The following is a 13,870-nucleotide window of genomic DNA, read 5'->3' as shown; positions in this document are numbered from 1 at the left end:
GGGATCTGTCACCGAACCCGATCCAAGGTCCGCTGATCCGGGTGTCTGATCTCGTGCCGATGGCGACATCCACGAGCGTACGACGACTGTGCCGACGAAGCCGAGAAATGCGACCAAGACAGCGCGAGCGCGACTTTCAGGCCGCGGCGGCGTTTCTTCGACGGCGGCTGCGCGTCGGGAAAGTGATGGGGCGGGGATGGCTGCAGGCTATGCGGAGGAAAAGAGAAGCGCGCTGCGCCTGGAGGTGGCATGAAACCCTGTTGCGGGTGCCGATTCGCGCGGCCGTAGCTTGCAGGGCTCCGCGTGCTGCTGGTCTTCTCCGGGTCGCAGCGATGGAACGAAAAGGTACTCGGCGCCGATATAAAACCCGTGGACGAGCGGCGGGAACGGCGTGAACGGGCGGCCCGGTGACAGGTAAGAAGGTCACGGCCAGCGGTCCAGGTGCCATCGCTGCCGGCGAGTCCCTCACCCATGCCAGCACGCGAGTGGGCGACGACCACTATCACGGTGTCGAGATCCTGCCGCTGTCGGTGGCCACGCTGAACTACTCGCAAGTGCTCGCCGCTGCGGGGCTCGACCGGTTCGTCGGTCGTCAGTGGTTGCTGGACACCATTGAAAAGCGGCTGAGCGGGCGAGAAGGCCGCTATGTACTCGTGGCGGCGACGGCAGGTGTCGGCAAGACGGCGTTCGCCGCATGGCTTTCCGAGCGCTGGCGGTGCCCGCGTCACTTCACCCAGGTGGTCGGCGGCGGCGACACCAGGACAGCGTTGCAGAGCCTCGCCGCCCAGCTCATCACCCGCTACGGGCTCGAAGAGGAATTCGCACCGGGAGGCCGCCTGCCCGGCTGGGCAGGCGATCCCGCCCGTTTCCCCGCGATCCTCGCTGCGGCGGCCGAGATGGCGGCGACGGCCGGGGAACCTTTGCGCATAGTCGTCGACGGCCTGGACGAAGCCACGGCCGAGCGTGCCCTAGGGCTGCCCAGCACGCTGCCGGATGGGGTGCAGATCGTCGCGACCTACCGCGAGGGCGTCCCGGTGACCCGTCTGCCCGCAGGCGAGCAAGTGTCGGTGGCCCGCTTCGCCGCCGAGGATCCCGCGAACCTCGAGGATGTCCGCCAGTTCCTGGCCGTTCGGGCGCGCACCGAGCCACTCTCCACCCGGCTCGCTGCCGCGGGCATCACCGAGTCGCAGTTCGTCGAGCGCCTGCTCGACCGGTCCGGCGGTGTCTGGGTGTACCTGCGGTACATGGTGCTGCGGCTCGAGGACGGCGAGTTCGACGTGTCCGCCCTGGACGGGTTGCCGAAGGGCCTCACCGCCTACTACCGGCGGGAAGTCACCGCGTCCTGGGACGACGCGCTCTTCCACACCCAGGACCTCGTGCTGCTGACGACCCTTGCGACCGCCGCCCAGCCCGTCACCGCCGCCCAGCTCACGCGGCTGACCAAGCTCGACCCGGGCGTAATTCGGCAGCTGTGCAACCACAGGTACCGGCCCTTCCTCGCCATCGACACCGCTGACCTCGATCGGGCGCCGAGCTACGCCATCCACCACTCGAGCCTCCGCGATTTCCTTCATGGCGACACCGACCCGGCCGATCCGGAGGCGGACCCGGTGGCGGAGGCGGATCTGCGGCAGGCCGCGCGGGAGGCGCACCACCGGTTCGCCGACCTCTACCTCGCGGAGTTCGGCGGCCTGGCCGGAGGCCTGCCTTCGCTGCAGGCGAACCGCGAACTGGCGGACGTCGACGACCGGTATCCGCTCTACCACCTGCCCATGCACCTGCACCGAGCCGGACGGCACGACGAACTGCAACAGCTGCTGACGTGCGTCGACCGGTTCCCGGCCATGACCACGGGCACACTGTGGGCCGACGTCCACGACCGCGCCGGCACACTGGACGACTACCTGGCGAGCATCGCACTGGGGCGCGCCGTCGCGGAAGAGCGGACCGACGCTCAGATCGCGGCGGGCAGGCCGGCTCGGGACATCACCCTCGAGAGCGAATACGCGATGCTGGCCGCCGTGCTGGTGGGACGCGCGAAGGCGGTGCCGACCGCGTTGCTTCCGGCGCTCGTGCGCGTGGGGATGTGGGACACGCGCCGCGCACTCGCCCACGTCAACCGGATCGCCGACCCCCAACGCCGGGCGAAGGACCTGCTCGCCATGCTGCCCCTGCTCCAGGACGCCGACGAGGCCCGCGACGCCCGGGACGAGGTCCTCGCCGCGGTGCGGGCGGTCGAAAGCGCGTGGAGCCGGGCAGACCTGCTCGCCGAGCTGTCGCGGTTCCTCACTGGCGATCAGCTGGACCACGTCCTGGATCTGATCCGGGCGGACGAGCACGAGGAGACCAAGGTGGTGATGCTGGCGCGGTCAGCGGCGACAGCGCCGTTGGACGACGCCACCCGCTCGGCGCTGGTGGACGAGGTGCTCGACCTGACCGCCGGTCTCGAGTACCACGCTTCCGAGACACAGGCGAAGGTGCTGGCACTGGTGATCGACCTGCTCGACGACGCCCAGCTCGAACGAGCCGTGGACATCGCGAGGAACGTGTACTTCTCCGACCTCCGGGCTGAGGCGTTGGCCGTGGTGAGCCGACGGCTGACCGGCGAGGCCGGTGAACGGGCGATGCGAGAAGCCGTCGAGATGGCCGGCCAGATCTACTACCTGCACCGCCGCGGACGTGTGCTCGCCGGAATGTTCGCGTTCCTCCGTGGTCCTTTGCTGGCGCAGGCATGGCAAGCCATCACCGAGATCGACCATGTCCCCTACCAGGCCGAAGCAGCCACCCTCGCCGCCGGGCATCTGAGCGGGCCATTACGCGACGAAATACTCGACCTCGTCGTCGCGGCCTACGACCAGGTATCGAGGATCGGCGAATTCAACCGGGAACCACTCGCTCTGGCCGCCACCCTCCTGACGGAGCCGGCCAAGACGCGCGAACTGACCCGCGTGCTGAACTCACTCGACCGCGAAGCCCTCACGGAAATGATCACGAGCGAAGACCAACGCCGCCACGGCGTCCGCGTGCTACGCACGATTTCCGGCCACCTGAACGCCGATCAAGTCGAGAAGCTCATCAGGACCATCGTGAGCCTCGAGTACGAACAGCACAGAACGGCACGAGCCGAAGCACTCATCAGAATGGCCGCACATCTCGGCGGCCCACGCCGCGCACACGCCGTCCACCACTCGGCCGCCGACATCGCCACCATCTCGGACCTGAGGTTCCGGGCACCACTGGGAATCGGTGTATCCGCGCACCTGACCGGTCCCGCCCGCGACCGCGCCCTGGACCAGGCGCTGGACGACATCAGCAGTTTCACGCTGCGGGACACGCGGCTGACGCTGCTGGCCGCGGTCGCGCCGCACGTGGACGCGGGACGGCTGGAACGGGTGATGACCAGCGCCGCCAACGCGGACGCCACCGGTTCGACCGCCGATCGGCTGCGTGAGTTCCGCGACCTGCTGGACGGCCCGGCCGGCATCCGTGTCCTCGACGACGGCGAAATCCGGCGCGCTATCGGAGATCCCGGCGTGCAGATGCGGGAGTCGACGCTGGCCGACATCGTCGCGCCCCTGGGAGCCGCCGCCCGGAGGGATCTGCTCAACCTGGCCGTCCAGGCCGCGATCGCCGTCGACGACGCGCGATTCTGGTCGTGGGTGGTCACCGGACTGGCGGCCCAGGACAACGCGGCCGAACTGCTGGATCGAACTGTGGAGACCGCGCGGGCGATTCGGAGTGAGCGGTCACGGGCCGGGGCCCTCGCCGCCCTCGCGCCCAGCCTGCCTCCCGCTGCCCGCGCCCCCCTGGTGGACGAGGTGCTCGACGCCGCCACGGAGCCGTCCACCGTCCTGCTGGTTCTGCCGGTGGTGCAGGAGGCCCAGCTGGGTCGTGCGGTGGAAGTCGTGAAGTCCGCGCCGAACTCCGCCGAGCGTGCCGAAGCGCTCACCGTACTGGCCGCCCGCGTGACCTCCCCCGAGATCGAAGCCCTCGCACTCGACGCCGTCGACTCGCTCACCTTCGACCACGACCGGACCACCGTGATGGTCAGGGCGATCGCGCACCTGGACCGCCACCAACGCCCTCAAGCCGCGGAGCACGCTCTGGGCCGGATCCGGGACGAAGGGAACGAGATCGTCGCGGTGAAAGCGCTGACCGTGCTGGCGGCGCACCTCAGCGCCGATCAGCTCACGGCGGCCGTCGAGCTCGCCATGGCCGTGAACGACAAGGCCGTGTTCACCGCCGTCGCACTGCGCATCGGGGCTCTCGCGTCCGAGATGACCATCGATCAGACCGCAGGCCTGCTCCGCCGGTTGTGGCGTGCCGTCCCCCGATACGAGGACCTGGTGGCGATCATCGGAGCCGCAGCACCGGCCACGCTCGCGATCGGCGGACCCGAAGCGCTGGCCCACCAGGCCACGTCCCTCACCTGAGAAACACCCGAGATCGAACCGGAGGCACCGATGAGTCCAGGCGGCCGCAAACGCGTGGTGGCGGTAGTGGCATCGGTCGTGGTGGCCGCGGCGACCGGCGTGGTGACCAACGTGCTGAGCGACAGCTGGTCACTGACATGGTGGCTCGCGCTCGGAGTCCTCGTCGTCCTCAACGTGGTGCTGCAGCTGGTCCTCAACCCGCCGGGCAGGAAGGAGCCGACGGTGGGGGCGTCCGGGGCGGGGTCGGTCGCCGTCGGAGGATCGGGTTCGGCTCCGATCACGACGAAGGTCCGCGGCACGGGGAGCACGCAGCCGCCGTCGTCCGCCGACGTCGCGGCCTCCGGGCCTGGAGCTGTCGCCGTCGGAGGCGACGCGGAGGGTGAGATCCGGACAGACGTCTCCTAGCTCCCGACGGCATACTCTGGTAGCGACCGATCTTCCGGCGGACGTGGAAGCGCACTACCGGCGTCTGGCAGCACAACGGCACTGGCCGCTGGAGACTGAAGCCGCGTTCCGGGCAAGCGTCGCGTGGTATCGGGCGTTGGACGAGGGATCCGAGCTTCGCCAGTACTACGAGTACGTGGATCATGAAGGCCTGGTCGACGAAGGAGCCCGCTGGCTGTGGGAGGCGATCGTGGTCGACCACGAGACAGTGGCCATCAAGCAAATCGAGCAGGATTCGTCCGGGGCTGTTCACCGCTACTGGTGGCGGAATATCGAGAATGACGCCGGCGGACTCACCGACCAGGCACTCGACCTCGCCGACCCCGGCCTCACACCTGTTTCCCGATCTACGTTCTATGCGCTTTGGGACAGCGGCACCGACAATTGAAGCTCAGGTGGAATACCCACGCGAAGCCCGCTTACAGCGGATCCGCCGGCAACACGACTCGGTCGAGCGCCGGATCGAAGCCGAGGACCGGATGGGCCTGGCTTCCGCCTTCCGGAGTCATGGGAACCGGCTTGCCCAGCTTCCGCCCGATCTCGGTGAGGAACCCGCACAAGGTGTCGACGCCGGTCTGCCCCTGCAACTCCCGCAGGTCGATGTCGAAGTCGATCTCCGCGGCCGCCATGAGACGGAAGATCGCGAGCATCCCTGGAACCGGCCAAACCCTCAGCTCCACCAGTTCGGCATCGACCGGGCGAAGGAGTGCCTCGGCGGCGGAGGGCAAGGGCAGCGCCATGTCGCCCCGGCGGAATTCCCGCTGCCAACCACGCGCCTCTACCAGATCGAACACCCTCTGCCAGTCTTCCGCGGACGTGCCCGGGACGAACACATCGGGAAGCGCACCCATCAGATCAGGGTCGAAGAAGCCCTCGACCTCATCCCACTGAAGATCCGACATTCGGCCATGATGCCCGATCACCGGGACAGCCACCGCCCGATTACAAAGCGTTACGGAACCACGAAACCTGAGCCAGAGCCGTATCTGACCAACGCTCCTGCCGACTGACGTCTGCGGCACGCCCGTGTCTGCGCCGCGTCAGTCCTGTGTCAGGGCCGGCGGCGATTGTTGCCGAGCCGCCTGGGACACCAGCCGGTCCCGCGCCCAGCGACAGGAGATCCGAAATGCCTGCCTTCACCACTCCGAACCCGATCACGGCCACCTTGACCACCGCGGGCGCCCGGGTGCGGGTCGTCGCGAGCGAGCGGACCGACACGGTGGTACTGGTCGAGCCCATCACCGGCTCGAATAGATCGGACCTGAAGGTCGCCGAGGGCACCAAGGTCGCCTTCTCCGGTGGTGAGCTGTCGGTCGAGACGACCAAGTCGGGTGACAAGAGCGGTTCCGTCGCCATCACGGTCGAGCTGCCCGCCGGGTCACGGCTGGTCCTGAACACGGCGTGGACGAAGGTGCGTGCCGACGGCCCGCTCGGTGACTGTGAGCTGAACGTGGCGTCGGGGCAGGTCCGGCTCGACCACATCACCGCGCTCCGGGGGAACATCGCCGCCGGCGAGGTCGAGATCGGGCACGTCGCCGGGGCCGTCGGCCTGGAAGGCGGCGCGGCCGGGCTGCGGATCGACGAGGTCGAGGGCGTCGTCCGGTACGAGGGCTCGACCGGGAAGGTATGGATCGGCCATGCGCGGTCCGACGTCGAACTCGGTGGCTCCGGCGGCGGCTTCGACATCGTCCGCGCCGACGGCGATGTCATCGCCAAGGGGGCCCACTGCCCCATCCGAGTCGGTCGGATGACACGCGGCCAGGCGGAGCTGACGAACGCCGCCGGGGGCATTGAGATCGGCATCGGCGAAGGCTCCGTCGCTCACGTGGACGCCGACAGTACCAAGGGTGCGGTGCGCAACTCCCTGCCCGCACAGGACAACCCGGACACGGACGAGAACCAGGTCAGGATCTACGCCCGCACGCGACTCGACGACATCGTCGTCCACCGCGCGACCGCCTGAGTACAGCTTCTCAAATCTGGAAAGGACCACGAAATGGCAGAAACGACGAGCGGTCTCGGTCGTGGTGACAACGTCGAGGAAGGCTGGGGAAAGGTCGCCGACGCGTTCCGCGCGAACTTCGACGGTGATCCCGGGGAAGGCGGCGCGGCGTGCAGCGTCTACGTCGGCGGCCGCCCTGTCGTCGACCTGTGGGGCGGCATGGCCGATCGCGAGGCGAACCGACTGTGGGACGAGAACACCATCGTCCAGGTCGCGTCCACGACGAAGGGCGCCACCGCGATCTGCGCGCATCTCCTGGCACAGCGCGGTGAACTGGATCTCGATGCCCCGGTCGCCCGGTATTGGCCGGAATTCGCCACTGCGGGCAAGGACCGGATCCCGGTGCGCTGGTTGCTGTCCCACCAGGCTGGTCTGCCGATCGTCGACGGACCGCTGACCTTTGACGAGGCGTGCGCCTGGGATCCGGTCATCCGTGCCCTCGAGACGCAGAAACCGTTGTGGGAGCCGGGAACCGAGCACGTATACCACAGCGTGACCTACGGGTTCCTGGTCGGCGAGGTCGTGCGCCGGATCTCCGGTAAGTCGCTCGGCAGGTTCTTCGCCGACGAGGTGGCCGCCCCACTCGGGCTGAGCGCCTGGATCGGCTTGCCGGAGGAGCAAGAGGAACGGGTGGCACAGATCGAGTTCGCCGCTCCGTTCACGGTGGAGGAGCTGCTCGCAGGGATGATCGAGCTGACCGGACTCGAAGCGGACACGGTCACCAAATGGATCGAAACCCTGTGGAGCCCGGATTCGGTCCAAGCCCGGGCCGGTGAGCTCGGCGGCGCGTTGGACCCCACGTCCGGGTATTTCACGACACGCGCCTGGCGCGCCGCGGAGTTCCCGGCCGCGAACATGCTCGCGGACGCGCGATCGGTGGCCCGGATGTATGCCGCCACGGTGAGCGAGGTCGACGGGGTCCGGCTGCTGGAGCCGTCTACGGTCGAAAGGATGACAGCCGTCCACACCGACAAGACGCCGATGCACGGGCTGCCGTCCGGACTGGACATTCCGGCTGACCGCTCCTTCTACATGTCGCTCGGGTTCCACCGATCCTGCCCGCCGATTCCGATGGTCGGCCCGGGATCGTTCGGCCACCCGGGCTCCGGCGGATCGATCGGCTTCGCGGACTCCGACGCAGGTGTCGGCTTCGGCTACGTCACGAACCTCTGGAACTTCCGGCCCGACGACCCGCGGGCGGCGAACCTGGCGAAGGCCGTCCGGTCCTGCCTCGGATGACGGAAGGGGCCGCGTCGCGGAACTCCAGGTGATTCCGCAGGACAAGCCCACCCCGCCCCGGCGTTCCCGGTGCCGGGGTGGGCGTCGTCGATCTTCTCGGTCAGTGCCATGAAGGGGCTGAAGCTGTCGCCTGGCTCACCGCGGCGCTGTGCTGCTGGCCTTCGGACCGCGCCGTTGCCGACGAGGGGCCGGATACTCGACGGGCACGCTACTCGGTCGGCGGTGTTCGTCGGCGGTCGGTAAGCCTCATCCGACACCCCGAAGCCCACGCTGGTCCTCACCCGTCCTCGCCGTGCTACAGCGGTGCGTAGGTCAGGCAGTCCGCGTCATCCTGACGATGACCGACCTCGATGGCAGGTGCCTGGCACTCCAGGTCGACGTTGTACCGACAGTCGGACATTTTGCAGGCGCCGACATGCCCGACGGCGGCTGGATCCCCGCCTTTGAAGGAGGCGTGGAAGAACGTGTCGCAGTGGGCATGCAGGGGGTCGCCGATCGTGATGGCCAGGGCATGGCAGCCGCGGTCGCGGTTGTAGGAGCACGTGTCGACCTCACACGTGGTCACCACGGGCATCTCCATGAGAATCTCCTGATGGTGTGTCGTGGCGCGGCTCGAATGCTGGTACCGGAAGCCTTCCCGGCTCGTGTCCGGTGCGTGCCACTCGAAGCCGCCGGCTGTCCTGTGGCGGCGGTGCACGGGAGCCGGCTGTGAAGGGCCTGGCTTCGGTGCTGTAGCCCGAGCGACGAACAGGGGCGTCGTCTCGGAAAATGAGCCAGCACAAAACCGATCAGCTTCCCTCGGTCGATCTCAGGTGACCAAGGCAGCTGATCCGGCTCCTCCTTGGAGAACACCAACGTGGCCATGCGCACCACCCCGCCAAGACCAGGCTAGGCAGCCAGGACGGGCCCGTCACGAGGCCACAGCAGGCGAATGCACGACACGGGCGTATTGTCGTCAAGCCTGACTGCCGGTCACTCGACCGAACGCTGATTTCCGGCCATTACCGTTGACCGCCGCTCGACGGGTCGAATTGCTCAACCGGTGCGCTCACGCGGCACGGATCTTGAGCCCGTGTTCTCGCAGTGGAGCGCGAAGGTGCCGACAACCCGCGCAAGGACCTGCGCAACCGGTCGGACTTCCGGTTCGCCTACTGGTTCTTTACCCGACTGTTCGCCCCGCTGTCCGGTGCCGGCGATGAGCGGCTCACGCCCCTCGGGGGCGGCGCCCGAATCCGAGTCATCGCCCAGGCGCGTTGCAGTCGGGCCCGGGAATACCAGGCAAGTGCCGGGTACTATGGCCTGGTACGTGTCAGTGTCGGCCGGCCGGACACGCGGATACGCGGCGCGGTCGATGCCGGAGCGGTCGGCGGTGCCGTCACCCGGCACCGCCGACCGTGTGTCAGAACACCTTGACCGAGACCGTTTTGTCGTTCATCTGGTCGCCGACGTAGGAAAGGCTGCCGGTGTAGTCGAGAGTCGGCACGCCGGAATCCGTCCAGCAGTTGGCGCGCGAGTACAGGATCCACCGGGTGTTGGACCGGACCGAAGAAATCGTGTTGACGAAGTAAGTCGGGAGGTTGTAGCACCGGCCGCCGTCGCCCGGGTCATAGATCGAAGAGCAGCAGTAGTTGGCGTTGTCGAAGAACTCGGCATAGGGGGCCGAGGTGGCGGCCTGGGCCGAAGTGGCCGGCGTGAGCGCCACCGCCGCCACTGCGGCAGCGAACGCCGCGATTCCCTTGGCGCGAGAACTCATGTCTTTCTCCTCTATTTCGTCGGAAAGGAACGATCGTGTCGAGAGCAGCCGGGAAGGTATTCCGGCCTCGACGGTATCGTCGCGCAACTGAACTCAGTGATCGACTGCGGCTGACGCCATTCGAGTGCGACTGCGCATGAGGCCACCCCATTCGAATCCAGCAGGTGGACCAGTTACCACTGGCACTGCAGATGTTATCTTCAGCTGTTCGCAGATCCACTCTGATGGCGTGCGAGTGAAAACGATCAGAATCGTTTCTCAAACCGTAGCGGGGCTAGAACTGTGTCGTAAACGTCCTTCAAACTGCATTGAAACCCCCTAGACCCTGACGACAGCCTCGGTTCAGCGTACGGATGGCGGACGACCGCCCTCTATCCGTTATCCGCCGAGTGATCTGCGTGTATCGGATTGCCGGCACGGCCCGGATCCGTCTCGCTCCGGCGGATAGGCCCGGAAAGGAAACGGACCCCGGGAATCCCGGGGTCCGTTACTGAAACGGTCGTGAGTACGCCTCAAGCCGGCGGGCTGTAGCGCCTTTCGGCGGTGTGGGACGGCACCTGTCCGTACGCCTCGCGGTAGTAAGCGGCGAACCGGCTCAGGTGGGTGAAGCCCCAGCGCGTCGCGACGTCGGCGACCGTCCCGGACGCGGAACCGTCCGCGATGCGCAGCAGGTCCTGATGCACCCGGTCCAGTCGTACGCGCCGCAGGTAGGCCGCCGGGGTGGTCCCGAAGTCGATTCGGAAGCGCTCCTGGAGAGTGCGGGGGCTGACCCGCGCCGCCGCGGCCATGTCCGCGACCGACACCGGCTCACCCGCGTGTTCCTCGCAGTACGCCATGGCCCGTCGCACGGCACGCGGCAGCGCCGGATGGGCGTACGCGGGAAGGGCGGTGAAATGGTCATGCGGCTGGAGGTCCACCAGACCGTGCACGAGGACCTGTTCGAAGTGCGCGGCGGCCAGCGGTGACCGGGCCGCGAGAGGTGACGCGGTGAACTGCGCGAAGGCTCGCGCGGTCTCCAGCCACGCGGCCACCGCCGGGTCGCCGTCCGCGAGGGCGGGGGCGAAACGCACGGCGGCGGCGGGCGGTTCACCGGTCTGCGCGGTGACGGCGTTGTCCACCACCGCCTGCGGCAGACACAGGATGAGCGTGTCCGCCCTGGCCGACAGGGACATGTCCAGGGTCATCCCGGGCCCGGCGACCGAGCACGACGCGGTGACTTCGCGGCCCGCCACCCGGACCGTACCTTCACCGGCGAGCGGGATGTGGACGTTGTGGAAGTCGGGCAGTTCGCCTGCCGCGACCTCAACCGGGACGCCCCACCCCAGCTCGTACAGCGCCAGACCCCGCCGGTGCAGGCGGCGGAAGCGGCCGGGCGACCGGTGTCCTCGGCCGACGCGCAGACGATGGGGCGAGAACTCCCCGGTCACTACCTCGTCCAGCGCCTCGACATCGTCACCCTCGAACAGTATGTGCGGCGTGCCTGCCTCCGATCCGCCCCGGCCGACGTGTCCAGCTCCCCGTTCCCGTACCGCCGCCCCGCGCGTGCGTCCCCCGTATCCGCCCTGCATCTCGTCTCCCCCGGGCTCCGGGCCGGTGGTCCGCAGGTCGCGCCCCGGCTTTCCGCCGAATTTACAGCTACAAGGAAGCACCGTCCCGTGAGATCGACGATCCGCTCCGGACCGGCCTCTCGTGCGCGGGGACGACAACGCGTCGGCCGGGACCGCCTAGGGCCTGTATCGAAGTCGGCGGGGATGGTTTGACTCGACCGACGCTCTATGGGCGGTGCTGGAGCCGTTGCCGCACATCGCCCGCATCGGTCACGTCGGCACAGCCATCACGCGCCCAAGGTCACTGTCGAAGGCGAGAAGCCGCCGAACCGGGCCGTGAAGGACGATGCGTAGCAGAGGCTGTGCAGAGCACGGTGGCAGTCGCACCGCCGCTCGGGCGGTACAGCCCTCTCGCGGAAGTGCCGCCCGGGCCACCGGCTCGTCTTCGTCGCGGGCCAGCTCGGCGTCAACCCGGACGGCACCCTCGCCGGCCCGGACGCCGAAACGCAGACGCGGCGGATCTTCGCCAACATCGAGGCCCTGCTCGCCGCGCAGGGCGTCGGGCCGCAGCACCTGGTCAAGCTCGTCACCTTGCTCGCGGGCACCGAGCATCTGGCCGGCTACCGGACGGCGACTTCCCGGCCCAGACGCTCGCTGGCGTCGCACTGGCAGGGCCGGACCACACGGCCGAAGTCGAGGCGATCGCGGCGATTCCGGCCGACTGATTCCCGGCTCTGGCTCCAGTTGACCTTGCGGGGTGACGGCGGCCTACGCCCGCCTCATGTACGGCCGCGCTCTAACGAGGCGCGTGCGGGGCCCCGCATCGCGGAACATCATCAACTGGTAGTCGAGCCGTTCGAGCCCGGTTCTCGACGGTTGGACGCTGATGTTCGGCACTTCGCCCGGATCCGCGCATCCGGCTTCCGCGGGGGCCGCCTGATGCCTTGCCGAACACGGCTATCTGCTGCCTCATGAGGAAAGCGGGTTTCCGAGGGGCTGGACTGAGGGTCTCGACCTCTCCGACACAGCAGCGGTCCGGGAGCGCAGCGGGCAGGTCAGACGCGACTTCGCGTTTCCCGGTACCTATTCACCTTGAGGCTCGATCAGACCTTTCTCTGCCTCTGCGCCGACTGCGGGCCGCAATGACGAGACGGCGTCGTTCGCGATTCCAACATCTTGCAGCGATGGGTAATTACCTGGCCCGAGAACGCCTAATAGATCACTGAAGTTGCCGTGTCGAAAGAAAGCCCACCTGCCATCTAGAACTACAGCCGACGAGACTTTGTCATTAAAGAACCTGTCGTCTGACGCGTTGAGGTTGGGTTCCGCGACGAAGACGTGCTTATGTGCTCCATGAAAACGGACATGCTCGAACAAGATGACATGAGGCATGAAGGTCTCCTGCGCTTGAATCGTAACCGTATGCACCTGTGAGGTGAATTCTTTGCCTTTTCCAAGGACTGGTTCATCATCATGATCGTACCTGCCTGCCCAGCTGGGAAGTGGCCCTTTCAATGGCCACCGCGCCACTCCTGGTGGCGGTCTCAAATGTTGAACCATCACAGATGCCTACGGCCGCCCGCCGTACCGAACCCTGCATCGCGACGGCCGCCGATCCGACAGCGGGCACAGCCGAACCCGCCCTGTGCCGAGCCTCCGAATGTCCGCACATGCCGCCGTGCGTGTCCGGCCGGGCCAGGCGGCAGGAGGGGTGGCGCGGGGCCGCGAGTGTGGATTCTTGGTCGCCGTATGGGGGCCGGTGCCCGCCGGGACGGGTCAGCAGGCACCCCTTCGGGACGTACACGGCGTCGGTGTCCTTGAATTTCTTGTAGTCGGCCGAGTCCTGCCCGGGACGTAGCCGCATCTTGTCACCACAGCCCCGTGTACAGCACCAGTTGTTGGCGATGGTGGATCCGGATAGTCAGCGATCCGCTGCTCGGTGGCGGCGCCGGCCAGGAGACGTAAAGGACCGAGTTGACCAAGGCCGGCCGGGACACCTCCAGCCGACCGGATGCGAGAAGGTGCTGGGCGACGGCGCCGCCGATGTCATGACCTGCCACGGCGATCGGCCCGGAGATCTTCAGCGCGGAGGCGCATCGCGCCGCCCAGTCCGCGAGTGCCGGGACCGTGGCCGTTTCCGGCGTGAGCTCGCCTCCCGAGCGCCCCAGCCCGGGAAAACCCACCGCGAGGGGGCGCAGCCCTGCCTCGCGATGCGGCCGAGCACCGGCAGCGACACCCGGCCCCGATACGTTCCGTTCAGGAGCGACACAGCAGGCCCTCCGCCGCGTGTCGGAAAAGACATCAACGGGTGCATTCCCGCCATGAACCGTCATCGAGTGATGGCCCTGCGTCCGCCGAAGGATCGCCTACCCGCCGGGAAGAAGTTTGCCGGGTACAGACCCGCATCTTGGCGCTCGGCACGCGATGGACGGCCGGGCCCATCACGGGACCC

At 67.9% G+C, this 13,870-nt stretch carries 12 protein-coding genes; 6 read left to right on the top strand and 6 right to left on the bottom strand.

Annotated features, from left to right (window positions below):
- Positions 1 to 407: 407 nt before the first annotated feature.
- The 3 genes from LCL61_RS23900 to LCL61_RS23890 are packed head-to-tail and all read left to right on the top strand — an operon-like array spanning position 408 to position 5,265.
- Positions 408 to 4,433 carry a hypothetical protein gene (locus LCL61_RS23900; protein WP_340681772.1) on the top strand — a complete coding sequence of 1,342 codons (4,026 nt, stop codon included), beginning with the start codon at positions 408 to 410 and terminating at the stop codon, positions 4,431 to 4,433.
- A 30-nt stretch (positions 4,434 to 4,463) separates the two neighbouring features.
- On the top strand, positions 4,464 to 4,838 hold the full coding sequence (locus tag LCL61_RS23895) for a hypothetical protein (protein ID WP_340681771.1): 375 nt from the start codon (positions 4,464 to 4,466) through the stop codon (positions 4,836 to 4,838).
- A gap of 43 nt (positions 4,839 to 4,881) precedes the next feature.
- Positions 4,882 to 5,265, top strand: coding sequence for a hypothetical protein (locus LCL61_RS23890; RefSeq protein ID WP_340681770.1), 384 nt, complete (start codon positions 4,882 to 4,884; stop codon positions 5,263 to 5,265).
- A gap of 31 nt (positions 5,266 to 5,296) precedes the next feature.
- Here LCL61_RS23890 and LCL61_RS23885 read toward each other — a convergent pair whose 3' ends face one another.
- A complete protein-coding gene (locus tag LCL61_RS23885; protein WP_340681769.1) occupies positions 5,297 to 5,779 on the bottom strand; it encodes a hypothetical protein in 483 nt (160 codons plus the stop codon).
- A 224-nt stretch (positions 5,780 to 6,003) separates the two neighbouring features.
- On the opposite strand from LCL61_RS23885, the gene LCL61_RS23880 reads away from it, so the two are divergent.
- Positions 6,004 to 6,840 carry a hypothetical protein gene (locus tag LCL61_RS23880; RefSeq protein ID WP_340681768.1) on the top strand — a complete coding sequence of 279 codons (837 nt, stop codon included), beginning with the start codon at positions 6,004 to 6,006 and terminating at the stop codon, positions 6,838 to 6,840.
- Positions 6,841 to 6,873: 33 nt separating this feature from the next.
- Entirely contained in the window at positions 6,874 to 8,118 is a 1,245-nt protein-coding gene (locus tag LCL61_RS23875) for a serine hydrolase domain-containing protein (protein ID WP_340681767.1), read from the top strand.
- Positions 8,119 to 8,413: 295 nt separating this feature from the next.
- On the opposite strand, the gene LCL61_RS23870 is transcribed toward LCL61_RS23875, so the two are convergent.
- From LCL61_RS23870 to LCL61_RS23860, 3 genes are all read right to left on the bottom strand, one after another.
- The gene (locus LCL61_RS23870) at positions 8,414 to 8,698 is read right to left on the bottom strand and encodes a DUF1540 domain-containing protein (RefSeq protein ID WP_340681766.1); all 285 of its coding nucleotides are present in this window, start codon (positions 8,696 to 8,698) and stop codon (positions 8,414 to 8,416) included.
- Positions 8,699 to 9,517: 819 nt separating this feature from the next.
- Positions 9,518 to 9,958 (bottom strand): hypothetical protein, encoded by a 441-nt coding sequence (locus LCL61_RS23865; protein ID WP_340681765.1) that lies wholly within the window; start codon positions 9,956 to 9,958, stop codon positions 9,518 to 9,520.
- Between the two features lie 425 nt (positions 9,959 to 10,383).
- Complete coding sequence (locus LCL61_RS23860) at positions 10,384 to 11,439, bottom strand: AraC family transcriptional regulator (RefSeq protein ID WP_340681764.1); 1,056 nt, start codon at positions 11,437 to 11,439, stop codon at positions 10,384 to 10,386.
- A 339-nt stretch (positions 11,440 to 11,778) separates the two neighbouring features.
- Between LCL61_RS23860 and LCL61_RS23855 the strand changes: the two genes are divergently transcribed.
- Positions 11,779 to 12,393, top strand: a complete 615-nt coding sequence (locus LCL61_RS23855; RefSeq protein WP_340688662.1) for a RidA family protein — start codon at positions 11,779 to 11,781, stop codon at positions 12,391 to 12,393.
- Between the two features lie 108 nt (positions 12,394 to 12,501).
- Here the strand turns inward: LCL61_RS23855 and LCL61_RS42650 are convergent, their stop codons facing one another.
- Both LCL61_RS42650 and LCL61_RS23850 read right to left on the bottom strand, forming a co-directional pair.
- The gene (locus LCL61_RS42650; RefSeq protein WP_425341931.1) at positions 12,502 to 12,810 is read right to left on the bottom strand and encodes a beta/gamma crystallin-related protein; all 309 of its coding nucleotides are present in this window, start codon (positions 12,808 to 12,810) and stop codon (positions 12,502 to 12,504) included.
- Between the two features lie 476 nt (positions 12,811 to 13,286).
- Positions 13,287 to 13,601, bottom strand: a complete 315-nt coding sequence (locus LCL61_RS23850) for a hypothetical protein (protein WP_340681763.1) — start codon at positions 13,599 to 13,601, stop codon at positions 13,287 to 13,289.
- Between the last annotated feature and the right edge of the window lie 269 nt (positions 13,602 to 13,870).

It is taken from the genome of Amycolatopsis coloradensis (assembly GCF_037997115.1).
Classification (GTDB): domain Bacteria; phylum Actinomycetota; class Actinomycetes; order Mycobacteriales; family Pseudonocardiaceae; genus Amycolatopsis; species Amycolatopsis coloradensis_A.
This window is presented reverse-complemented; position numbering and strand designations above follow the sequence as displayed.